Consider the following 21800-nt stretch of genomic DNA (forward strand, 5'->3'; position numbering starts at 1 on the left):
CCACGGGAAACAGTTTCATGGATGAAGACAAGGCAAACATGGCCATTCGCAAGTTCCTCAAGCAGGTCGGCGTGACCTCGCAGCGCGAGATCGAGGAACTGCTGCGCAACAGCGACGGAAAGCCGGTGACGGTGAAGATGGTGCTGACGGCGGAAGGCACGGACCTGCACCACGAAGTCGAGCAGACGATCGCCGGGTGAGCGACTACCCGACATATGCGCCGCCATCTGCGGCCGAGCCTGCCGCCGAGACGGTTGAGCAGGCGCCGTCTCCGCTTGGCGAGCCGGAGTTTCCACCGCTTCTGACCGGTCACGAGATCGGTGCGGACGAGGATGCCTTTGTGCGCGCAACCGAAGGCGCGCGCGCTGGGCGCCTGGAAGCCGGTGATTTCCTCTGGAAGCGCACGCGCGATGCCTTCGACACGGCCATCGTGCTGGAACCGGACGTACCGCGTGCGCGCGCGGCCGAATTCGCCTTCGTCGCGCAGGTCGCCTTTGCCGACAGCTTCGGCGCGATCAGCCCGCCCGAAGTCGCGCTGACATTCGGGTGGCCGAACGCGCTGCGGCTCAATGGCGGGCGGATCGGCCACCTGCGGCTGGCCATTTCGCCGGAGGACGACGCGGACGGCGCGCCGCTGTGGATGGTGGCGGGGCTGAGCCTCGTGGTGCGTCACGAGCGCTACGATGTCGAACCGGGCAACATGCCCGACATCACCACCTTCGAGGAGGAGGGCTGCGGCGACGTCGACACGATTGAACTCATCTCGTCCTTCGCTCGCCATCTTCTCGTTTGGATTCACACCTGGAGCGAGGACGGCTTTGCCGCCGTCCACGAGACCTATCTCTTCCGCGCCGACGGCCACAAGGAAGACACCGAACTTGAAAGCGGCGGCCAGTCCGCATCCGGCACCTTCATGGGTCTGGACGAGAATGGCGGCGCGCTGATAAAGCGCGCGGACGGCTCGATGGTAGCGCTGCCAGCGCTGCCCGGCCTGCTCGCCGAACCCGGTATCGGAACCCGGTCGTGAAGCTTCTGCGCACGATCCGCTTCGACCAGTCCGACGACCACGTGTTTGAAACGGCGGCGGCCTCCGACGAATGGGCGGTTTCAGGCGCGTTCGAGTTCGCCGAACTGCCGCCCGACGAGATCAAGGGCAAGACCAAGCAGGCCTTCGCCAACGGCTTCATGTCGCTGGAGAGCTTCGGGCGGTCGACATTCGTGAGCGTCGCCACGATCGAGACCGACCAGCTCGCCCGGCTGACAGACGAACTCGCCGATCATTTCTGCAGGCACTACGGCGCGCCCGATATTGAAGCCGCGCGTCCCGTCGCAACCGAGGAAATCGCCTTCGCGACAAGTCTCGTCGCGGAAGTGCCGATCAACACCGTTTTCACCGTGCGCCGCACGCTGGACGATGACAACGCGATCCGCGAGGAATTCCGCACCGTCACGCCGCCTGCCGCGCCGGTCCACAGCAAGATCTGGGATGTCGTCGATGACAACGACACTTGAGCACCGCACCGTTGGACGCGACTTCTGGCGCTCCGCCGGAATTCACCTGCTGGACCGCGACGACAACGGCCGTCTGACTGTGACGGCAGACTTCCTGAGGGCCTATTTCACCCGGCCGGAAATTCACCCGGTCGAGGAATCCTGCGCCGCCGAGAACGCCCTGTTCGAAGCCCTGATGGAAGACCCGTTACGCGCCGTGGGCGATGCCGAGATTGCGGCAATCGCCGACGAGGACGCGCGCGAGAACTACCGCATCGTTGTCGATTTCCGCGACCATCTCGCCAGCAACAAGACGCTCGAAGCCGCCTATCTCGCGATCTTCACGTCAGCCGACGCACCACGCGTGCCGCCGGTCTTCGTCGACCAGATGGTGCACGTGATCCTCGCCAACATCCTCGCCGATGTGCGCGATCCGATGCGCCTGCGCGCGGCTGAACTGTTCTTCCGCGAGCAGAATGTCAGCCTCGACGATGGCCGCGTGATGCTGGCGGACGAGGAAATCGTCGAGATGTACGCCAAGACCGGCGGCATGGGCGGGCTCGGTCAGTTGCTGGTGGAATCCAACACCACCCGCAATGTCAGTCTCGACGTGATCGACGACGACAATTCCGGGATCTACTGGGAACGCTCCGACAGGTTCGACACGGTCGTCGACTTCCGCTTCACGCAGCCGGCCCTGGATGCCTTTGCCCGCGTGCTGGAGGCCTGGGTCGGGCACTTCTTCGGCGTGCGCACCCGCATCCAGCCGATGCAGTCCATCAAGGACGAGCGCTGGTCGTGGCACGTCGGGCTGGACGCCGAGGCGACCCGCATTCTCAACGGCCTCTACAATGGCGAGGACGTGGCGACCGCCGACCTCGACCAGGTCATTGCGCTGTTCCGCATGGAGTTTGCCGACGCCAAGGTGTTGAGCGCGTCCATGCAGGGCAAGCCGGTCTATCTCGGCCTGGCGATGACACGCGGCAACCGACTGCGCATGAAGCCGCAGAACCTGCTGACCAACCTGCCGCTGGCGAGCACATCATGAACGAGACAACCGAAGCCGGATTTGCTGATTCCGTTTGGGCGAAGGTCATCGCCCTCGTGCTGATCCTGGCCTGCGCCGCGATCATCGCGTGGCAGCACCGCGAGGCGTTCTTGCCATCGGCGCAGGATGCTGCGTCGGCCAATCCGCAGCTTGATGCCTGCATTGCCGAGCGCACGGGCCAGGTCGACAAGATGCGCGCCGATGGCGTGATCGATGACCGGCAGGCGGACAGCTTCCGCACCCGCGCGATCCAGTTCTGCCAGCAGCAGTTTCCGCCGCAGAACTGACCCCTCAGGAGTCCTTCAGGAAGTCTTCCAGCGACAGCTCGTCGTCCGCGATGCCTTCATCGCGCGCCTTGAGGTAGTCGTCGGTGGTGACGAGCCGTGGACGTGTGCCGCTGCGGAACGGATCGTCTGCACGCTCCGCCATCGCCTGGACCCGGCAATCCTCGCACATCTCGATGACGTTCTCGGAGCCTTCCTCGGCGAACATCGAATGCTTGCCGGCAAGCTGCGCGGAGATGCGCCGGATCGTTTTGGCGGAGCCGAACGGCTTGCCGCAGCGCACGCAGCAGAATGGCTCTTCCTCGTTGAGGACCACCTGTTCCAGCGCCGTGTTGGTGAAGTTGTAGCGCGGGTCCAGCGTGATGACCTTTTCCGGGCACGCCTTCGAACACAGCCCGCACTGCACGCAAGACTGCTCCTGGAAGCGAACCTGCGGTTTGTCGGGATTGTCGAACAGCGCGTTGGCCGGGCAGACAGATACGCAGGCGAGGCACAGCGTGCAGCCTTCGGTATCAATCTGGATACGCCCATACGGTGCCGCCTGGGGCAGGGCGATCAGCTCCGGCTTCTGGGGCGCCGTTTCGCGCAGTGCGCCGATGGTCGCGCGCGCGACTTCACGCTTGTTGCCAAGCGCGGCAAAGCTCTGCGGCTTAATGGCGGCATGGGCGGATTTTGCGAAAAGCTTCGCGTCCACCACATCCGGGTCGGCATCGTCGATGATCTCGATGCGGCCGGTGCCATGGCCGAGCCCGGCCAGCATCGCATCCGCGACCGCACGCTGCGGCAAGAGGCCGGCATGGTCGTCGGGCCGGTTCGGGTCAGCGAGAACGATGACGCGCGCGGCACCCGCCGCAAATGCTGCCAGCACCAGGTCATGCCCGATGGTACCTGACGAATAGACCGCCAGCGGCAGCACGTTGGCAGGCAGCCCGCGCCCGAAACGCGCCAGCGCGGAGATCATTTCCGCACCGTGGGTCTCGTCGTGGAAGAGCACGGCGGGCGCGCGGCCCCCGGCCTTCGCGTATGTGCCGACAAGCGTGCGCAGCCGCGCGATGGTGTCGGTGCGCGGCGGGAAGTCGTAGCTCGCAGCGCCCGTGGGACAGACCGCGCTGCAATTGCCGCAGCCCGCGCAGATGCCGTTATCGAATGCGACGATATCGCCTGCATCGGTGATGGCGCCGGCCGGGCAGACGTCGATGCAATTGTTGCAGCCGACCTGTCCGGAGCGGCCGTGGGCGCAGATGTCCGGGTCGTAGTCGACATAGATCGGCTTTTCGAACTCGCCGACATACTCGACGATTTCGAACAGCGCATCGGCGATGGCGACGGGGTTGTTCGGATCGACGCGGAAATAGCCGCTGCGCTTCTCCGCACCGGTGAAGAGCGGCGTGCCGCCCGACAAGTCGAGAATGAGGTCGCACTGGGCGCTCGCCCCGTCGCGCGCCATCAGGAACTGGGCCTGCGCGCGCGAGGAGGGCATCATCGGCGCGTAGCCGTCGACGATCACCTCGAACTGGCCGAGTGACCCGGCAGCGCGGTTGATGCGCCCGGTATAGATCGGCACTTCGCCGGTCGCCGGAGGAACGATCCCGCGCGGGTCGCTCAACAACACGCTGGGCGAAAGCCGGTGCGACATCTTCAGCGCCGCATCCAGCGCCACCTGTCCCGCACCGTAGACGAGGCAAACGCCGCCCGAGGAGATCGAGCGTTCGCGCGCCGGCGTCACCTCGACCGTGGCCGTTGCGAGCAGGGCGGCCATCTTTGCGTTGAGGTCGGCCCGGTCGCTGCGCGCCTGCGGCTTCATCCAGCCGGCGGCCTCGCGGATATTGGTGAAGTTGAGTGGTGTGGTTGAGCCAAGCTCCTCGGCAAATTCGCGAAACAGCGGGGCTTCCTGCGTGCAGGCAACCAGCACCGGAGCCTCGTCGCCAAGCGCTGCCTGGAAACGCTCGATCTCGGTGCGGCACAGGTTGGAATGCACGCTGCCCGGTTCGCAGCCCAGCGCATCGGCCAGCGCGGTCGCGTCGATCTCCATCGTGCGCTCGCAGTTGCACACGAGAACCTTCCGCCCGTCACGCTCCAGGTATGGTTTCAAGCCGCCGCTCCTCCATGTGCCGGGACCCTGTCTCAGGCCCTCTTTCGGTCTGGCGATCAAATACTATAATCATTCTAAAAATCATACGGCTTGCTGTACATCACACAAGCCCGCATCGTGCATTGCGCCGCTTTGGCGCACGCGCGCAGGGAGATGAAACAGACGTGTCGAATACGCCCGACGAGAGCGAACGGACCGCCGCAGACGATGCGCAACACGAATACGGGGCAGACCTGCCAGTAACTGTGTCGCAGCGGGTGTCGGTCGTCGTCGAACGGCGGCCTTCGGAAAACCGCTGGATCGACGAGACGTGGATGCCCGTCGGCATCGTGCCGGCGGCCGAGGACCGCGACACCTGGCGGCTGCTGCGCGAGGCAGACGGCGTCGAGACCTATCTGGCCGCGACGCTGACACTGTCCCTGCATCGCTCGGAAGTCGAGGCTTACAAGCTGAACCTGAGCAACGACGTGCCGACGGTGCTGATCGTGATGACGCCGTCCGAATCCGGCGACATGCCCTATGACGTGGTGCTTGCCACCTGCGCGGCCTACGAGGCGGAAGGCTACCTCATGGGTGGCGACGAGCTGGTCGAACCGGTGCCGATGCCGCCGGCCTTCATTGCGTGGGTGAAGGAATTTGCCGATGCGCGCTATGCACCCGCCGCGTTCGTGAAGCGCCACCGCGACAAGGCGCCCGCGCTCGTGGACCACAAGTTCGGCAAGGACCCGATCTTCGCGCGCACCGGGCGCTATGAAGCTGGCGAGGATGACGGCGATGGCCTCTGAAGACAATTTCCTGTCGCGCTGGTCGCGCCTGAAACGCGCGCCAGAACCGCTGCCCGAAGAGGTCGAGCCGGAGGCGGAAGCCGCCAGCGAGCCTGAAGAGGTTCCGCTGGACGAAGAGGCGAGCGAGATTGCCACACTCCACACCGATGATCCCGGCGCAATCGCCGATCACGGGGAGGCCGCGCCCGCTGCACCACATCCCGCCGAGCTGATCGACATCGATTCGCTCGACAACGCGTCCGACTTCAGCGCCTTCGTGAAGAAGGGCGTTCCCGCCGCCTTGCAGCGACAGGCGCTGCGCAAGCTGTGGACGCTCGATCCTGTCTACGGCCAGCTTGATGGCCTTAACGACTACGAGAACATGGTGGAGTGCTTTGGCATCGCCGACCTCGCGCCCGGCGGCAGCAGCTGGCAGGTCGGCCGCGGCTTCATGACCGACGAGGATTTCGCCCAGATCAATGAACGCGGCGGCTATGGCGCGCGTGAAGAGGAAGACGAGGACGCCGAGGATGCGGAGACCGGCGAAGAGGACGAAGACGCCGAAGAGGAGCTGATCGCAGCCGAGGACGGCGCGGAGGTCGAGGCGGACGACGAAGTGGACGGTGAAGACGGGGAGGGCGAAGGCGACGAAGACGGCGATGACGCCCGCCACGTCGCGCAGGCCGACGAATCGTCGGAATTCGACGTCGACGATGACGAGGATATCGTCTGACGAGCCAGCCCCCGCCTGCCTGCTCGCCTTAGTTCAGCGGTGTGTCCGGATCGGCGCCGGCACCGGCAAGATTCGGATCGGCGAGGTGCTGGCGCAGCATCTCCGAGTACTGCTTCACCATGTGCTCCACGAAGGGTTCGTGCTCGTCCACGCTGAGAACGATATTGGCGACATAGGCGCTGTAGCGCGCCGATGCGAACAGCATCGCGAGGTGCAGTTCGGTCGCCTTGTATTTCTCGTTTTCCTTGTTGGCGACGTCGATGAAGCGGTCCGCCACCTTCAGGAAGGCGGTCTCGTCCAGGTGCCCCTCCTTGCGCATCGCGCGCCGTTCGTTTCGTGACATGGTCTTCCCGCCCCTGTTGCCCGGTTGAACATCGATCTGTTGCCGGTGGCCCGGCCCGTGCTAGCTAACCCGCCAGTGACACAGGATCAATTGGCGCGAGACAGCATGACACAGACAGGGGCCTGGCCCACCGAAATCCGCGTATCGGCCGACAAGAAGCGGCTGGTCATCGCATTCGACAACGGCGAGCGCCACGAACTCGAAGCCGAGTACCTGCGCGTTCTCTCACCGAGCGCCGAGGTACAGGGCCATTCCGCCGCCCAGAAACAGACAGTGCCGGGCAAGCGCAATGTCGGGATCATGAAGGTCGAGCCGGTCGGCAACTACGCCGTGCGCATCACCTTCGACGACATGCACGATACCGGGATCTATTCGTGGGATTATTTCCGCAAGCTCGGAACGCGCCACGAGGAGCTGTGGCAGCAATATCTCGACGAGCTTGAGGAGAAGGGGCTGAGCCGCGAGCCGGCCCGGATGCACTGAGCATCGATCGCGGGCAACTCTGTCCGCCGTTTCCAGGTAAATCAGGCCCAGAAAAGCCGAAGGCCGGGTCGCTCCCCCAAGCGACCCGGCCCCGCCAGCTAAGTTGCCTCGAAGGCCTTAGCGGGTAACGATCACGCGAGCACCGACGCGCACGCGGTTGTAGAGGTCCTTCACATCCGGGTTCGTCATGCGGATGCAACCGGAAGAGACTTCGCGACCGATGGTCCAGGGCTCGTTGGAACCGTGGATGCGGTACAGGGTCGAGCCAATGTACATGGCGCGCGCACCAAGCGGGTTGCCCGGGCCACCCGGCATGTAGGCCGGAAGGTTCGGAACGCGCTTGCGCATGGCGGCAGGCGGCGTCCAGCCCGGCCACTCGGCCTTGCGGCTGATGCGGTGCGAACCGTGCCACTGGAAGCCCGGACGGCCGACGCCAACGCCGTAGCGCATGGCCTTTCCATCGCCAAGCACCAGGTACAGGCGCTTTTCGCTGGTCTTCACGATGATGGTACCCTTGGAGTACTTCGTGTCGAAGGGAACGACCTTGGAGCGCACCGGCGAATAACCGCCGCTGCCGCTGCCGTAGGCCTGGCCCGTCATCGGGTCGATATTGGCATAGGACGTAGACGGAACGGCCACCACCGCCGCCGTCACAAGGCCCAGAAGGGCAAGCAGGAAACGTTTCATGTCTAGCCTCGGTTCATTGGTCGGCCAGCCCCGCAGGACCAAAAACCGATCCACCCTGACCCGCCAGTTCAGGCGAGCCTCGATCTGAAGTCCGGGCCACACCAGAAGACTGGCTGCAGCCGCGAATGCTCTGATTCTGATCCCGACCCGCCCCGTCCGACCGGATTATCCGCATCCTCGACAGGGCATCGGTTCATGCCTTCAATCAACGCGCCGCGTCATCCGCAGCATGTCGAATTTCATCAGGCGTGGCGGCAGTGTTTCCGCAGCGGCGTCTCGAAATCAAGTCGCTGGAGGTGCCGTTTCGGCAATTCGCCGTGCTCGCGCACCCTTTACCGAAGTGGTGTGGCAATCAGGACACGGATCGCGCGGCGGGCACGCATGGCACGCTGCGCTGAAGGCAGCCGCCGAATGGAATCACTCGCCATCGCCGGCTGGCAGGGGAGGCCAGGCGATTCGACGTCAGATGAAACTGTCTTGGAGGATGGTGGGCGGTACTGGATTCGAACCAGTGACCCCTGCGATGTGAACACAGTGCTCTACCAACTGAGCTAACCGCCCGGGAAGGTCGCCGTATTAAGGTTGGGAGCGTGGTGAAGTCAAGCGTTTGCGCTTCCGCCCGCACCGTTATCCAGCAGGGCGACCACGGCGTCTTCCAGTTCGTCGAAATGCGCAATCAGCCGATCCGCACCAAGCTCGGCAGCCGGGCGGGTGGAATAGCCGAAGGAAACCGCGACGCTCGGGATGCCGGCAGCCTTTGCCGCGCCGATATCGGCGTCGCTGTCGCCGATCATCACTGCGGCCCCGCACTTTGCCGCCTGGATGGTGCCGGTCAGGTGCTGCGGGTTGGGCTTGGAAGCCGGGAAGGTGTCGCCGCCCGCGATGGCTGCAAACCGGTCCGCAAGCCCGAGATCGCCGAGCAGCCGGCGCGCCAGCGCCTCGTACTTGTTGGTGCATACCGCCAGGACGATGCCGCGCGCGGACAGCGCGTCCATAGCGGCAACAGCGCCGGGGAAGGGCACGCTGTCGACGGCGATGTTGGCGGTGTAGTGCTCCAGGAACGCGCCGTGCATCCGGTCGATGCGCTCGCGGTCGGGCGTCACGCCCCGGTCGGCGAGCGCATGTTCGATCATCCGACGCGCCCCGTGGCCGACACCGCGCCGCGCGTCTTCCTGCGACACGCGCGCCAGCCCTTCCTTCTCCAGCGCCACGTTCAGCGAGGCGGCAAGATCGGGCAGGGTATCGACAAGCGTGCCGTCGAGATCGAACACGGCGACGGGACTCAAGGTCGTGGACAAATCGGGCTCTCTTTCGGATTGCGCGGACCGGGCATATACGATGCCGCCGGGCTTTGATACACGAAGCCGCGGCCCGGCGGGCAGACTCGTTTGGCCGCACGCAGCCATAAAGGCAGACAGATAACAAGCGGAATGCGCGGCGAGATACTGGGCATCAACCACGCGACCGGCACAGGCGCACTGCGCGCCGAAGACGGCCGGCGCTACCGCTTTGCCTTGAGCGACTGGCAGGAAGACGATCTCCCGGTGAAGGGCCAGCGCGTCGACTTCGAACTGGAAGGCGACAGCGCCGTCGATATCTACGCCGTCAGCGAAAGCCGCCTGAAGGAACGCGCATCGACCTTTGCACACGGTTTCATCGCGTGGTTTCGCCAACACCCCGAAGCGATCTGCGCGCTGGCGCTGATGGCCGCCACCGTTCTGCCGGTCTACGGCTTCCTCGGCGTGCAGGAGCCGCTGTTGGCGGCGCCGCGCGTCGTCGACCGGCTGGAACTGGGCCTTGGGCGCATCCGGATGCTGGTGTCCGACATTCCCGAGGCCGCGACGGCGGCTGCCGGGTTGCGGGCATTCCTGAACGTCGTCTACCTGCTGTGGATCGTTCCGATTCTCTCGCTGGCGCTTCTGTATCGCTCGCTTTCGGAATTGCCCCGGCGCGCCTTCGCATTCTGGACAGGCGTGGCGGCCATTTTCGTTCCGGCGCTCGTGCCGCTGCTGATCGCGGTGCCGACGACCTTCTTCGTGCTGTCGCGGATGCCGTCCGACATGCGGGCGACGGTGGCGGGAACCGTGTTCGATGCCGTGAGCCTCGGCCCGTTCCGCGACATCGCCATCGGCGGCCTCGTCATCATGATCATCGGATTGGTGCTGGCGGTCTGGGGCATGCAGCCCGAACCCAAGCGCCGCCGCGCACCGCGCATGCGCAACCGCGACGACATGGCGCGTGCGCCCGTTCCGCCACCGCCGCTGCGCACGCCGCGGGTGCGTGACGACGACCGGGTCGAGGTGCCGTCGCCGCCGACCGCCGCGCCGGTCGCCAAGCCGCGCGTCCCCGCGCCGCCCAAGCCGCCCGCGCCGCCGCGCCCGCAAATCGAGGGCGAACAGCCGGTCGCCCCGCTGAAATCCTCCCCCAAGGTGCCGCCGCCGGTCCAGAAGTTCGCGCCGCCCCAGCGCAAGCAGCCCGTGCCGCCGCCGGCCCCGCCGGTGGACGAGGCGGATGATCCGCTGCCGCGCGTGCTGACCCGTGGCCGTCTGCCCGATGCTGCCGACGAGATGGACGCGCGCTCCGGTCCGGGCGTGCCGGCCGATGTGTCCGCGCGCGGCTGGGAGGTCGAGGCGACGGGGTCGTTCGATGCCGAGATGCCGCCGGCGCCCGCCGAAGGGCTTCGCGGCTCCCACGCTGACGACGACGAAGACCGGCCGCCGCCCCCGCCTGCTGCCCCGCAATCGCAGCCAGAACCGGAACCGCAGCCAGAGCCAGAGCCGGTCGCCGCCCCCGAGCCGCCGCGCCCGGAGGAGAGCGCATTGCTGCGCAAGGTTCGCGAACGCCGCGAGCGCGAACGCGCCGAACGCGAGGCTCAGGAGGCCGCAGGCCTGCCGCCCGAACCGCAGCCGACACGGCCCGCACCGCGCCCCTACGTCACGCCGCAGGTGGAACCCTCCCGCGTGGAAACCAAAAGCCCGACGCGGCAACCGGCACCGCGCCCTTATGTTGCGCCGCACATCGAGCAGGCACCGGTGGACGAGCCGCCGCGCCCGCGCAGCCCCGTCCCGCCACAGGAGCCGATTGCCGCAGAGCCGCCGGAACCGCTGGCCGAATTGCCCCCGCCGGAGCCGCAGGCACCGCCGGCACCTGAACCGGAGCCAGAGCCGGAGCCGGCCCCGGAGCCGCCGCCGCGCCAGCAGTTCGAGCTGGACCGTGGCCCGGATGCTGTCCTCAAGCTCTACGAGAAACTGCGCGCCGAACGTCTCGCCCGCGAAGAAAGCCGCCGCACCGACGACGACTGAGTCAGAGCTGCTCTGCGTATCGGTAAACCTTTCGCGGCTGGCGCCCTATATGGCCGCGTGATAATCGGTTTGACCAAGCGGGGGTGCTGCTAGGCGCCCGCCAGAACACGCGATCGGGAGGCGGCAAATGAAGCTCAAGGACAACACCCTTTTGAAGACCCAGGCCCTCATCAACGGCAAATGGGTCGGTGGCGAGGACCTCGAAGTCACGAATCCGGCGACGGGCGATGTGCTCGGCAAGGTGCCGGTCTTCGGCGAAAAGGAAGCGAACGAGGCCGTCGAGGCCGCCAAGGCCGCGTTCCCCGGCTGGTCGAAGAAGCTCGCCAAGGAACGCTCCAAGATCATGCGCGACTGGTTCAACCTGATCATGGAGAACGCCGACGACATCGCCATGATCATGACCAGCGAGCAGGGCAAGCCGCTGGCCGAGGCCAAGGGCGAGGTCGCCTACGCGGCATCATTCATCGAGTTCTACGCCGAGGAGGCCAAGCGCGTTTACGGCGAGACCATCCCGACCCACAAGGCCGATGCGCGCATCATCGTGCAGCGCCAGCCCGTCGGCGTTGTCTCCGCCATCACGCCGTGGAATTTCCCCGCCGCGATGATCACCCGCAAGGTGGCACCGGCGCTTGCGGTGGGTTGCACCGCCGTCATCAAGCCCGCCGGCGAAACGCCCCTGACCGCGCTGGCGCTCGGCGAACTCGCCATCCGTGCGGGCTTCCCGGAAGGCTGCATCAACATCATCACCGGCAAGTCCAGCGAGATCGGCAAGGTGCTGACCGGACACGAGGCCATCAAGGCGTTCTCGTTCACCGGCTCCACCGAGATCGGCAAGCTGCTGATGCGCCAGTGCGCCGACACCGTGAAGAAGGTCGGGCTTGAGCTTGGCGGCAACGCGCCCTTCATCGTGTTTGACGACGCCGACATCGAAAAGGCCGTCGAAGGCGCGATGATCTCCAAGTTCCGCAACGCCGGGCAGACCTGCGTCTGCGCCAACCGCATCTACGTGCAGGCCGGCGTCTATGACGAGTTTTCCGAGAAGCTGGCCAAGGCCGTGAACGGCCTGAAGGTCGGCGACGGTACGGGCGAGGGCGTCACCACCGGACCGCTCATCAACGAGGCCGCCGTCGAGAAGGTCGAGGAGCACATCGCCGATGCCAAGTCCAAGGGCGCGAGCGTCGTCACAGGCGGTGACCGCCACCAACTCGGCGGCACCTTCTTCCAGCCGACGGTGCTGCGCGACGTGACCAAGGACATGGTCGTCAGCCGCGACGAGACGTTCGGCCCGGTTGCGCCGCTGTTCAAGTTCGAGACCGAGGACGAAGCCATCCAGCGCGCCAACGACACCGAGTTCGGCCTCGCGGCCTATTTCTACAGCCGCGACGTGGGCCGCTGCTTCCGTGTCGGCGAGGCGCTGGAATACGGCATGATCGGCATCAACGAGGGCCTGATCTCCACCGAGGTCGCGCCCTTCGGCGGCGTCAAGGAATCGGGCATCGGCCGTGAAGGCTCCTCACACGGCATCGACGAGTATACCGAGCTGAAATACATGCTGATGGGTGGCCTGTAGAACATTGGCTGATCTCGACGCATTCAAGAAAGAGGTCGGCACACGTGCGGCCGGCCTCGTCACCTCCGGCATGAAGGTGGGGCTTGGAACCGGCTCCACGGCAGCGCATTTCGTGCGTGCGCTTGGCGAGCGGGTCCGCTCCGAAGGCCTCGAAATCGTCGGTGTGCCGACATCGCGGGCAACTGGCGATCTCGCCCGTGAATGCGGTATCGCGCTGACCACGCTGGACGAAACCCCGCGCCTCGACCTCACCATCGACGGGGCCGACGAGATCGACGCGGCCATGCGCCTCATCAAGGGCGGCGGCGGCGCGCACCTGCGCGAGAAGATCGTTGCAGCCGCCTCCGACCGCATGATCGTGATCGCCGACGAGACCAAGGTCGTCGAGACGCTCGGCAAGTTCCCGCTGCCGCTGGAAGTCCTCGACTTCGGCCTGACCGCGACGCTGCATCACGTTGAAGAAGCCGCCCGCGCCCATGGCTGCGGCGGTGCCATCGAGCAGCGCAAGAGGCCTGACGGCGGCACGTTCGTCACCGACGAAGGCAACGCGGTGCTGGACTGTCATTTCCGCCAGATCCCCGATCCCGAAGGCCTCGCCGCTGCGCTTAACACGGTGCCGGGTCTGGTCGAGCACGGGCTGTTCATCGGCATGGCGTCGGGCGCACTCATCGCCGGGTCCGGCGGCATCACGACCATGGGCGATCTATGAGCGAATACGACTACGATCTCTTCGTCATCGGCGGCGGTTCCGGTGGTGTGCGTGCAGCCCGCATCGCCTCCCAGCATGGCGCGCGCGTCGCGATCACCGAAGGCTTCCGCTACGGCGGCACCTGCGTGATCCGCGGCTGCGTCCCGAAAAAGCTGATGGTCTATGCGAGCCGATTTCCGGAAGAGTTCAAGGAATCCGCAGGCTTCGGCTGGAACCTCGGCGAGGCGAGCTTCGATTGGAAGCGCCTGATCGACAACAAGGACACGGAAATCGCGCGGCTGGAAAACGCCTACCAAGCGAACCTGAAGCGCGCCGGCGTCGACATCTATTCAAGCTTTGCGCACTTTGTTGATCCGCACACGGTCAAGCTGATCGAGGAAGACCGCACCTTCACCGCCCGCTACATCCTCATCGCGACCGGTGGATATCCCAACATCGACCAGACGCTGGAAGGCCGCGAGCACCTCATAACGTCCAACGATATCTTCCATCTCGATGAGATGCCCAAGCGCATCTGCATTGCGGGCGGTGGCTATATCGGCATGGAGTTCGCCTCGATCTTCAACGGGTTGGGCGCCGAGACAACGCTGATCTATCGCGGCCCGGAACCGCTGCGCGGCTTCGACGACGAAGTCCGCGCCCACGTGCGCCAGGAGATGATCGACAACGGCGTCAACTTCGTCTTCGGCGAGGTCTTCACGAAGATCGAGAAGACCGAGAACGGCCTTGTCGGCACCACGACGACCGGCCGGAAAATCGAGGCCGACCAGATCCTCTTCGCCATCGGCCGCTCGCCGCTGACCGACGGCCTCAATCTCGGTGCGGCGGGCGTGCAGGTCGGTGAACGAGGCGAGATCCCCGTCGACAGCGAGTCGCGCACGAGTGTCGGGCACATCTATGCCGTCGGCGACGTGACGGACCGGGTCGCGCTGACGCCGGTTGCCATTCGCGAGGGGCATGCCTTTGCAGACAGCGTCTTCGGCGAGATGAAAACCGTGGTTGACCACGAGAACATCGCCACCGCCGTCTTCACCACGCCGGAGATCGGCACCGTCGGGCTGACCGAGGAGCAGGCCGTCCAGCGCCTCGACGAGACCGTCGTCTATGCCGCCAATTTCAAACCGATGAAGGCAACCATCGGTGGCAGCAATGGCCGCATGCTGATGAAGCTGATCGTCGATGGGAGTTCCGACCGGGTTGTCGGCGCGCATATCGTCGGCCCGGATGCCGCCGAGATGGCGCAGCTCATCGGCGTGCTGATCAATTGCGGTGCGACGAAGGCGCATTTCGATACCACGATCCCGCTGCACCCCTCAGCGGCGGAAGAACTGGTCACGATGCGCGAGCCGACACGGCGTCACAAGAAGAGCTGATCGGCGCTCGCGGCACCCCTAGAAGTCCACCGTTTCGGCGATCAGGTGGTCGACCACGGCCTTCAGCGCGTCCTCATCATTCGCGCCCTGCTTGCGGGCATCCTCGTAGACCGCGATCTGGCGATCCGCGCTGGTGCCCTTGCTGGCGATAAGCCGGGCATGTTCAAGCGTGCCGAGGCAGTTGAAGTGCTCGGCATCCTCGCGCACCAGTTCAAGGATCTCTTCCAGCAGTTCGGAATAGTTCACTTGCTCGCCGCGCCCGAAATCGATCAGGCTGCCGCGCGCGCCGCTGCGCTGGGCAAGCCAGCGGTTCTCATCAATCAGGAAGCGCGTGTAGCTGCGCCACTTCTGGTTGGAGCGCCGCAGCCGCCACAGCATCCGCGCAAGGCAGCGGAACATGGCGGCAATGGCGATGGCGTCATCGAGCCGCGTGCAGATGTCGGTGACGCGCATCTCCAGCGTCGGGAAGCGGTGCGAGGGCCGCAGGTCCCACCAGACCTTCGTCGCGTCCTCCAGCACGCCCGCGCGCACCAGCACGTCGATGGTGCGCTCGTATTCCCCCGGTGAGGCAAACTCTTCCGGCAGCCCGGTTCGCGGCATCTCCTTGAAGACGCTGAGGCGGTAGCTGTTCAGCCCCGTCAGGTGGCCCTGCCAGAAGGGCGAGGAGGTCGACAGCGCCAGCAGGTGCGGCAGGAAGTAGGACAGCTGGTTGAAGAGGTCGATGCGAACCGCCTCGTCCTCGATGGCGACATGCACATGCATGCCGCAGATCAGCATGCGCCGCACGACGACCCGCATGTCGCGGGCCAGGTCGTTGTAGCGCTCCTTGTCGGTGTGCTGCTGTTCCTGCCAGTGCGCGAAGGGGTGCGTGGAGGCGGCAATCGGGGCGAGGCCTTCCTCGCCGCTGATCTCCGAAATCGTGCTGCGCAGGTGCGCCAGTTCCTCGCGCGCCTGCGCCGTCGTCTTGCAGACCGAGGTGCTGACTTCGATCTGGCAGCGCAGGAACTCCGGGCTGACCTGCTTCTCCAGCCGCTTCTCGCACTTCTCCATCACCGACTTGGGCGGGTCTGTCGCGAGGTTGCGGGTTTCCTTGTCGACGAGGAGATACTCCTCCTCGACGCCGATCGTGAATGACGGTTCGTTGGGCGCGCTCATGGGCAACAGGTTGGCACGGGAGTTTGCGCAGCGGCAATCGCTGACTTTCGCCTCAAGAGGAGGAAACCTGTTCTTCGGCGTCGTGCACGAGGGGCGACAGTTCCACTGCCAGCGGCGTCGTGCGCGGCGTCGCGACGAACGGCTCGCGGTTCTGCTCCTTGGCCGGTGCGCGCTGGAAGATGCGGTAGAGCGCGTAACCTGCCAGCACGGCGTGAACGCCCGCCGTCCAGCCGAACAGGGCAAGCGGCCCGGCAATGCCGATGAAGAACGCGGCCGCCAGCGGCCCGATGATGGCGCCCGTCGTGTAGATCAGCAGCAGGCCGGTGGAGAGCTCCACCAGTTGTTCGGGCTTGGCGTGGTCGTTGCCCTGTGCGCCGGCGATGGCATAGATCGGCATGGCCGACGCGCCGAAGGTCGCCGCGAGCGCCATGAGAATCCAGTATGAGTTAAGGCCGAGCAGGGGGGCCGCCATCAGGGCGGCACCGGAAATCGCCGCCACCACGCTCGCCCCGATCATTACGAAGCGCCGGTCGACCCGGTCCGAGTAGCGCCCCAAGGGAAACAGGGCGAGAACCGCGCCGATGATGGTGGCGGAGACGAAATCAGCCACGCCCGCAGGGCCAAGCCCCATCGTCTTCACCGTGATCGGCACCATCGACCAGAAGGCGCCGTTGGCAAATCCGACGAACAGCGCGCCGACGAAGGCCATGGGCGAGATCTTGAACAGCCACAGCGGTCGCAATTGCGGTGACTCGGGGATCGTCGGTGCGCTGGTGCGCGTCAGCGCGACCGGCACGGCGGCGATGGAAATGAGGATCGCCGTCAGCGCGAAGAGTTCGAAGCCGTTCACGTCATACAGCCGCATGAACTGCTGGCCGAACGCCATCGCGCCGTAGTTGATGATGTTGTAGAGGGCCAGCACCGTGCCGCGGATCTCGTTGGTCGCGCGTTCGTTGAGCCAACTCTCGATGATGGCGTAGATCGCGGCGAACGAAAAACCCGTCAGCACGCGCAGCACGATCCATGCGACCGGCTCCGGGAACATCGCCTGGGCCAGCGGCATGGCGGTCGCCAGTGCCGCGCAGGCGGCATAGACGCGGATGTGCCCGACCATGCGGATCAGCACCGGCACCGCGAAGCACCCGGCCAGCATCCCGGCGAAATAGGCCGAGCCGAGCAGGCCGATTGCACCATCGGAAAAGCCGTCGATCTGCGCGCGCTGGGGCAGCAGGCCGAACAGCAGTCCGGAGCCCGCAAGCATCAGGAATGCGGAAAACATCAGCGCCCCGGACGCCACGAAGAACACACGCATTGGAGCCTGTCCTGTGCTACCGGCGGACCGGTCGAATTCGATGCTTCCGCGCTACGCGTCTCAGATGAGTCGTGCAAGCCCTTCGCCGAGACCGTAGGCGACGAGCGCGGCACCCATGCCGATGCCGAAGGTCTCCAGGCCCGAACGCCACCACGGCGTCAATGACCAGTGCGCCTTCAACGATCCCACGGCGAAGAATGTAGCCGCTGTCATGATCGCGGCAATGGCCGCCTGATTTGCGACGGGCAGCAGGAAGGGAATGAGCGGCACTAGCCCGCAGGCAACGAAGGCCGCGAAGGTTGCGAGAGCCGCGCGGGTCGGGGAGCGCAGCAGGGAAGACAGGCCGTGTTCCTCGACCATCATCACGTCGAGCCAGTGCGACCGGTTCTCCATCACCAGTTCCACCATGCGCACCAGCCCGCGCCCCCGGTAGCCCTTCATGCGGTAGATCTCGATGAGCTCGCGCCGTTCGCCGCGCGGATCGTCGGCAAGGTGGCGCTTCTCCATTTCGCGCAGGCGAACGTAGTCGTCGATCTCGGCGCGCGTGCCGGTGTAGTTGGCCGCTGCCATCGAGAACCCGTCGGCCAGAAGGTTGGCCGATCCCATGATGAGCACGACCCGCCACGAAAGGTCCGCCCCGACCGCGCCCGCCACGATGGCGAAGGTGGTGACGGCACCGTCGATGCCGCCATAGACCCAGTCGCGCAGGTAGCTGACGCGCGGCCCCTCGGTCAGCCGTTCGCGGATGGCTTCGGCTTCATGCGTGTGCTCGGCTTCCACCCGGTCATCCCCGCTGGCATTGACGGTAGCCTGTTCAGGCCATTGCGTGTATAAACCCGGCTCTTCCGATCAAGCCGCAAGTCTCGACACCGTGCCGGATGCCGGGGCCAGACGGTTTGATGCGGCGCAAGTCTTTGCCGCCGCGTACCGAATTCACTGGTGTGAACCGTATTGGATCGAAGGTGTAGAGTCATGGCTGCGAAGTGGTCTCCGGAAAGCTGGCGCGACAAGCCGATCGTGCAGGTCCCCGAATATCTTGATGAAGATGCGCTGACGCGCGTCGAGGGTGAGCTGAAGCGCTTTCCCCCGCTTGTTTTTGCAGGCGAGGCACGCAGGCTGAAGCGCGACCTCGGACGCGTTGCAAAAGGCGAGGCATTCCTTCTTCAGGGCGGTGATTGCGCCGAAAGCTTCGCCGAGCATCACCCGGACATGATCCGCGACCTGTTTCGCGTTTTCCTGCAGATGTCGGTCGTCCTCACCTATGGCGCATCCCAGCCGGTGGTGAAGGTCGGGCGCATTGCCGGCCAGTTCGCAAAGCCGCGCTCCGCGCCGACCGAGACGCAGGGCGACCAGGAGCTGCCGAGCTATCGCGGCGACATCATCAACGGACCGGAGTTCACGCCCGAAGCGCGTATCCCGGACCCCGAGCGCATGCTCAAGGCCTACCGCCAGTCGGCCGCGACGCTGAACCTGCTGCGCGCCTTTGCCCAGGGCGGATATGCGAACCTGGAGCACGTCCACCAGTGGACGCTCGGCTTCCTGAAGGACAGCCCGCAGAGCCACCGCTACCAGGCGCTGGCCGACCGCATCGGCGAATGCCTTGCCTTCATGCGCGCCTGCGGCATCACGTCCGAGAGTGCCCACCAGCTTCGCTCGACCGATTTCTACACGAGTCACGAGGCGCTGCTGCTTGGCTACGAGCAGGCGATGACCCGCGTCGATTCAACGTCGGGCGAGTGGTACGACACGTCCGGCCACTTCCTGTGGATCGGCGACCGCACGCGCCAGCCCGACCATGCGCATGTCGAATACATGCGCGGCATCAAGAACCCGATCGGTCTGAAGTGCGGCCCCTCGCTCGACGGCGACGGGCTGATGAAGCTGATCGACGTCCTGAACCCCGAAGACGAGGCCGGTCGCCTGACGCTGATCTGCCGCTACGGTTCGGACAAGATCGGCGATCATCTCTCCAGTCTCATCCGTCGCGTGCAGGCCGAAGGCCGCACGGTGGTGTGGTCCTGTGACCCGATGCACGGCAACACGGTGAAGGCGGCATCCGGCTTCAAGACGCGGCCCTTCGACCGCATCCTGAGCGAGGTGCACACCTTCTTCGAGATCCACCGTGCCGAGGGCAGCCATCCGGGAGGCGTGCATTTCGAGATGACCGGTACCGACGTCACCGAATGCACCGGCGGTGCAGTGGCGATCACGGACGCCGACCTGTCCGACCGTTATCACACCTTCTGCGACCCGCGCCTCAACGGCACGCAGGCGCTGGAGCTTGCTTTCCTGATCGCCGAGGAGCTGTCGCGCGTGCGCAAGGGTGGTGAGCGGGTGCAGGCCGTCAGCGGATTGTAAGCAATCGCGCAACACTGCGTATCAAGTCAGCGCGTCGGCGGAACCCTGTTTCGCCGGCGCGTTTGCGTTAGATCACCGGTCACAAGCGTAAACACCGGGAGGCATCCATGCGCAAGATCCAGGTTCAGGGCATCCACCACATCACGCTCAACGGTGCAGACCGCCAGACGTCCATCGATTTCTGGGAGGGCGTGCTTGGCATGCCCTTCATCTTCGACCAGCCCAATCTCGACGACCCGGAGGAAGGCCACCTCTATTTCGATCCGGGCGACGGCAAGCTGCTGACGATCTTCACCAACGAGAGCCGCAAGCCGGACCCGCGCCGCGTGCCGATGGATATCGGCTCGCTGCACCACATCGCCTTCAACGTCAGCCAGGCAACCTTCAAGCAGGCCGCCCAGCGGCTGGAGGAGCGCGGCGTGCAGAATTCCGGTCCCGTCGATCGCGGGTTCATGGACTCGATCTACTTCACCGATCCGCTCGGCCTGCTGTGCGAACTGGCGTCCTACCGCTTCGAGCCGCCGCGCGGCTGCAGCCATGCCGACGTGATGATCGAGGCGCACCGCATCCGCGTGGCCAGCGGCGACTACAACATTCAGGAAGTCCACTTGTCGGATGCCATTGAATTGCTGGTCGAACGCACGCAACAATCGCTGTCGGACGACCGCACCCCGAAGAATCCTTACAAGGCTCGATGAACACGAAAGTCGGAACCGCTGAAGATCGGATCACCGGTCACTGTGCCTGTGGCGCGGTGCGCTTCACCGCCCACGGGCCGTTCCGTCCGTTCGTCGGCTGTCATTGCGAAAGCTGCCGCCGCCAGTCCGGCCATTTCATCATGGCCACGCGCTGCGCGGCGGATGCGCTGGAGATTTCCGGTGAGGAAAACCTCTCAGGCTGGCGCGCGAGCGAACAGTCCACGCGGCGCTTCTGCAAGACCTGCGGCGCGCACATGTTCTGGGTGCCCGATGACGGGTCGACGGTCTCGATCTTCGCTGGTTGCGTCGACCACCCGTCGATCATCCCGGCTGGCTGGCACATCCATGCCAGCGAGAAGGCCGACTATTACGACCTGAACGACGGTCTCGCCGTCTATCCACTGGGGTCCGGCCTGCCGTAAATCGCTTGGCGCGCTGGTGCGTGTGGCGCAACATATGCGGCCTGATCGCGGAAATTGTTCGCACTGGAGCAACACACCGTCACAAGGCCCCTCTCTCGTTGCGGGCCGCGCGAAGGCGCATATTTCCTGAAACAGGCGACACCCGCCGACAAGGAGATTTCAGATCATGTCCGCGTCCCCCATGCCCACCATGTTCGTGTCCCACGGTGCCCCGGATATCGTCATCCGGGACATGGCGGCGCGCGACTTCCTCAAGGCGTATGCCGGCAAGATCGAAAAGCCGAAGGCGATCCTCGTTGTCTCTGCGCATTTCGAAACGCACGGCGTCGCCATCGTCACCGACCCGAAGCCGGGCATGACCTACGATTTCGGCGGATTCGATCCGCGCCTTCGCGAGATCGTCTATGGCGCGCCGGGCGAACCCGACATCGCCGAGCGTGCGGCCGGTCTGCTGGAGGCCGCCGGCTTCAACGTCGACCGCATCGCATCGCGCGGCTTCGACCACGGCGTCTGGACGCCACTGGCGCTGCTGTTTCCCGATGCCGACATTCCCGTCGTGCAGATGTCGGTTTCACCGGATCGCGATGCCGGCTGGCACTTCGCGCTCGGTCAGGCCATCGAGCCGTTGCGGGACGAGGGCGTGCTGATCCTCGGCTCCGGTGCGATCACACATAATCTCGCGGCGTTCTTTGCCGGCGGCTTCACGGCGCAGTCCGAGCCGGAACACTGGGTGCGCGCCTTCGCCGACTGGCTGGCCGAACGCATCGCGGAAGGCGACACCAAGGCGCTGGTGCGCTACCGCGAAGAGGCACCGTTTGCCCGCGAGAACCACCCCACCGAAGAGCACCTGTTGCCGCTCTTCGTGGCGCTTGGCGCAGGCGGGGCAGGGGTTGCCGGCAAGCGCCTCCACGAAAGCGTGGACCACGGCGTCATCGCCATGGATGCCTACGCATTCGCCTGATTGTGAACCTTTGCC

General features: G+C 65.5%; 23 protein-coding genes and 1 tRNA gene. 16 read left to right on the top strand and 8 right to left on the bottom strand.

Going from position 1 to position 21800, the window contains the following annotated elements; genetic code table 11:
* Positions 1 to 17: 17 nt before the first annotated feature.
* Genes ACKTEK_RS03860 through ACKTEK_RS03880 form a run of 5 tightly spaced genes read left to right on the top strand, consistent with a single transcriptional unit; the run spans position 18 to position 2826 of the window.
* A complete protein-coding gene (locus ACKTEK_RS03860) occupies positions 18 to 200 on the top strand; it encodes a DUF6494 family protein (RefSeq protein ID WP_409163923.1) in 183 nt (60 codons plus the stop codon).
* The gene (locus ACKTEK_RS03865) at positions 197 to 1027 is read left to right on the top strand and encodes a biotin/lipoate--protein ligase family protein (protein ID WP_409163924.1); all 831 of its coding nucleotides are present in this window, start codon (positions 197 to 199) and stop codon (positions 1025 to 1027) included. The genes ACKTEK_RS03860 and ACKTEK_RS03865 overlap by 4 nt, the downstream gene beginning before the upstream one ends.
* Positions 1024 to 1512 (top strand): DUF6505 family protein, encoded by a 489-nt coding sequence (locus ACKTEK_RS03870; protein WP_409163925.1) that lies wholly within the window; start codon positions 1024 to 1026, stop codon positions 1510 to 1512. Before ACKTEK_RS03865 ends, ACKTEK_RS03870 begins: the two co-directional genes overlap by 4 nt.
* The gene (locus tag ACKTEK_RS03875; protein WP_409163926.1) at positions 1496 to 2539 is read left to right on the top strand and encodes a DUF6352 family protein; all 1044 of its coding nucleotides are present in this window, start codon (positions 1496 to 1498) and stop codon (positions 2537 to 2539) included. The genes ACKTEK_RS03870 and ACKTEK_RS03875 overlap by 17 nt, the downstream gene beginning before the upstream one ends.
* Positions 2536 to 2826 (top strand): hypothetical protein, encoded by a 291-nt coding sequence (locus ACKTEK_RS03880; protein WP_409163927.1) that lies wholly within the window; start codon positions 2536 to 2538, stop codon positions 2824 to 2826. The genes ACKTEK_RS03875 and ACKTEK_RS03880 overlap by 4 nt, the downstream gene beginning before the upstream one ends.
* Before the next feature lie 4 nt (positions 2827 to 2830).
* Here ACKTEK_RS03880 and ACKTEK_RS03885 read toward each other — a convergent pair whose 3' ends face one another.
* Positions 2831 to 4915 carry a 4Fe-4S binding protein gene (locus ACKTEK_RS03885; protein ID WP_409163928.1) on the bottom strand — a complete coding sequence of 695 codons (2085 nt, stop codon included), beginning with the start codon at positions 4913 to 4915 and terminating at the stop codon, positions 2831 to 2833.
* A gap of 164 nt (positions 4916 to 5079) precedes the next feature.
* Between ACKTEK_RS03885 and ACKTEK_RS03890 the strand changes: the two genes are divergently transcribed.
* Positions 5080 to 5700 carry a DUF3305 domain-containing protein gene (locus tag ACKTEK_RS03890; protein WP_409163929.1) on the top strand — a complete coding sequence of 207 codons (621 nt, stop codon included), beginning with the start codon at positions 5080 to 5082 and terminating at the stop codon, positions 5698 to 5700.
* A complete protein-coding gene (locus tag ACKTEK_RS03895; RefSeq protein ID WP_409163930.1) occupies positions 5690 to 6412 on the top strand; it encodes a DUF3306 domain-containing protein in 723 nt (240 codons plus the stop codon). Before ACKTEK_RS03890 ends, ACKTEK_RS03895 begins: the two co-directional genes overlap by 11 nt.
* A gap of 28 nt (positions 6413 to 6440) precedes the next feature.
* Here the strand turns inward: ACKTEK_RS03895 and ACKTEK_RS03900 are convergent, their stop codons facing one another.
* A complete protein-coding gene (locus tag ACKTEK_RS03900; RefSeq protein WP_409163931.1) occupies positions 6441 to 6755 on the bottom strand; it encodes a DUF3144 domain-containing protein in 315 nt (104 codons plus the stop codon).
* A gap of 105 nt (positions 6756 to 6860) precedes the next feature.
* Between ACKTEK_RS03900 and ACKTEK_RS03905 the strand changes: the two genes are divergently transcribed.
* Positions 6861 to 7238 carry a gamma-butyrobetaine hydroxylase-like domain-containing protein gene (locus ACKTEK_RS03905; RefSeq protein ID WP_409163932.1) on the top strand — a complete coding sequence of 126 codons (378 nt, stop codon included), beginning with the start codon at positions 6861 to 6863 and terminating at the stop codon, positions 7236 to 7238.
* Between the two features lie 117 nt (positions 7239 to 7355).
* Here the strand turns inward: ACKTEK_RS03905 and ACKTEK_RS03910 are convergent, their stop codons facing one another.
* From ACKTEK_RS03910 to ACKTEK_RS03920, 3 genes are all read right to left on the bottom strand, one after another.
* Positions 7356 to 7925, bottom strand: a complete 570-nt coding sequence (locus ACKTEK_RS03910) for a L,D-transpeptidase (protein ID WP_409163933.1) — start codon at positions 7923 to 7925, stop codon at positions 7356 to 7358.
* A 485-nt stretch (positions 7926 to 8410) separates the two neighbouring features.
* Positions 8411 to 8486, bottom strand: a tRNA-Val gene (locus ACKTEK_RS03915).
* 38 nt (positions 8487 to 8524) lie between these two features.
* Positions 8525 to 9223 carry an HAD family hydrolase gene (locus tag ACKTEK_RS03920; protein ID WP_409163934.1) on the bottom strand — a complete coding sequence of 233 codons (699 nt, stop codon included), beginning with the start codon at positions 9221 to 9223 and terminating at the stop codon, positions 8525 to 8527.
* 132 nt (positions 9224 to 9355) lie between these two features.
* On the opposite strand from ACKTEK_RS03920, the gene ACKTEK_RS03925 reads away from it, so the two are divergent.
* The 4 genes from ACKTEK_RS03925 (at position 9356) to gor (ending at position 14879) form a co-directional block, all read left to right on the top strand.
* Positions 9356 to 11227, top strand: a complete 1872-nt coding sequence (locus tag ACKTEK_RS03925) for a hypothetical protein (RefSeq protein ID WP_409163935.1) — start codon at positions 9356 to 9358, stop codon at positions 11225 to 11227.
* A 127-nt stretch (positions 11228 to 11354) separates the two neighbouring features.
* The gene (locus tag ACKTEK_RS03930) at positions 11355 to 12797 is read left to right on the top strand and encodes an NAD-dependent succinate-semialdehyde dehydrogenase (protein ID WP_409163936.1); all 1443 of its coding nucleotides are present in this window, start codon (positions 11355 to 11357) and stop codon (positions 12795 to 12797) included.
* 4 nt (positions 12798 to 12801) lie between these two features.
* The gene (gene rpiA, locus ACKTEK_RS03935; protein WP_409163937.1) at positions 12802 to 13506 is read left to right on the top strand and encodes a ribose-5-phosphate isomerase RpiA; all 705 of its coding nucleotides are present in this window, start codon (positions 12802 to 12804) and stop codon (positions 13504 to 13506) included.
* A complete protein-coding gene (gene gor / locus ACKTEK_RS03940) occupies positions 13503 to 14879 on the top strand; it encodes a glutathione-disulfide reductase (protein WP_409163938.1) in 1377 nt (458 codons plus the stop codon). Before rpiA ends, gor begins: the two co-directional genes overlap by 4 nt.
* 18 nt (positions 14880 to 14897) lie before the next feature.
* On the opposite strand, the gene ACKTEK_RS03945 is transcribed toward gor, so the two are convergent.
* From ACKTEK_RS03945 to ACKTEK_RS03955, 3 genes are read right to left on the bottom strand one after another with little or no spacing between them, the layout of a single operon-like run.
* Positions 14898 to 16034 (bottom strand): carboxylate-amine ligase, encoded by a 1137-nt coding sequence (locus ACKTEK_RS03945; protein ID WP_409163939.1) that lies wholly within the window; start codon positions 16032 to 16034, stop codon positions 14898 to 14900.
* Positions 16035 to 16086: 52 nt separating this feature from the next.
* Positions 16087 to 17346, bottom strand: a complete 1260-nt coding sequence (locus ACKTEK_RS03950; RefSeq protein ID WP_409163940.1) for an MFS transporter — start codon at positions 17344 to 17346, stop codon at positions 16087 to 16089.
* 60 nt (positions 17347 to 17406) lie between these two features.
* On the bottom strand, positions 17407 to 18126 hold the full coding sequence (locus tag ACKTEK_RS03955) for a VIT1/CCC1 transporter family protein (RefSeq protein WP_409163941.1): 720 nt from the start codon (positions 18124 to 18126) through the stop codon (positions 17407 to 17409).
* A gap of 192 nt (positions 18127 to 18318) precedes the next feature.
* Here ACKTEK_RS03955 and ACKTEK_RS03960 point away from each other — a divergent pair, with 192 nt between their 5' ends.
* From ACKTEK_RS03960 to ACKTEK_RS03975, 4 genes are all read left to right on the top strand, one after another.
* Positions 18319 to 19704 (top strand): class II 3-deoxy-7-phosphoheptulonate synthase, encoded by a 1386-nt coding sequence (locus ACKTEK_RS03960; protein ID WP_409163942.1) that lies wholly within the window; start codon positions 18319 to 18321, stop codon positions 19702 to 19704.
* 107 nt (positions 19705 to 19811) lie between these two features.
* Positions 19812 to 20402, top strand: coding sequence for a VOC family protein (locus ACKTEK_RS03965; RefSeq protein WP_409163943.1), 591 nt, complete (start codon positions 19812 to 19814; stop codon positions 20400 to 20402).
* Positions 20399 to 20824 carry a GFA family protein gene (locus tag ACKTEK_RS03970; protein ID WP_409163944.1) on the top strand — a complete coding sequence of 142 codons (426 nt, stop codon included), beginning with the start codon at positions 20399 to 20401 and terminating at the stop codon, positions 20822 to 20824. Before ACKTEK_RS03965 ends, ACKTEK_RS03970 begins: the two co-directional genes overlap by 4 nt.
* Positions 20825 to 20990: 166 nt before the next feature.
* On the top strand, positions 20991 to 21785 hold the full coding sequence (locus ACKTEK_RS03975) for a DODA-type extradiol aromatic ring-opening family dioxygenase (RefSeq protein WP_409163945.1): 795 nt from the start codon (positions 20991 to 20993) through the stop codon (positions 21783 to 21785).
* Positions 21786 to 21800 lie beyond the last annotated feature (15 nt).

Source organism: Tepidamorphus sp. 3E244 (assembly GCF_046159835.1).
Classification (GTDB): Bacteria; Pseudomonadota; Alphaproteobacteria; order Rhizobiales; family Tepidamorphaceae; genus JACKJK01.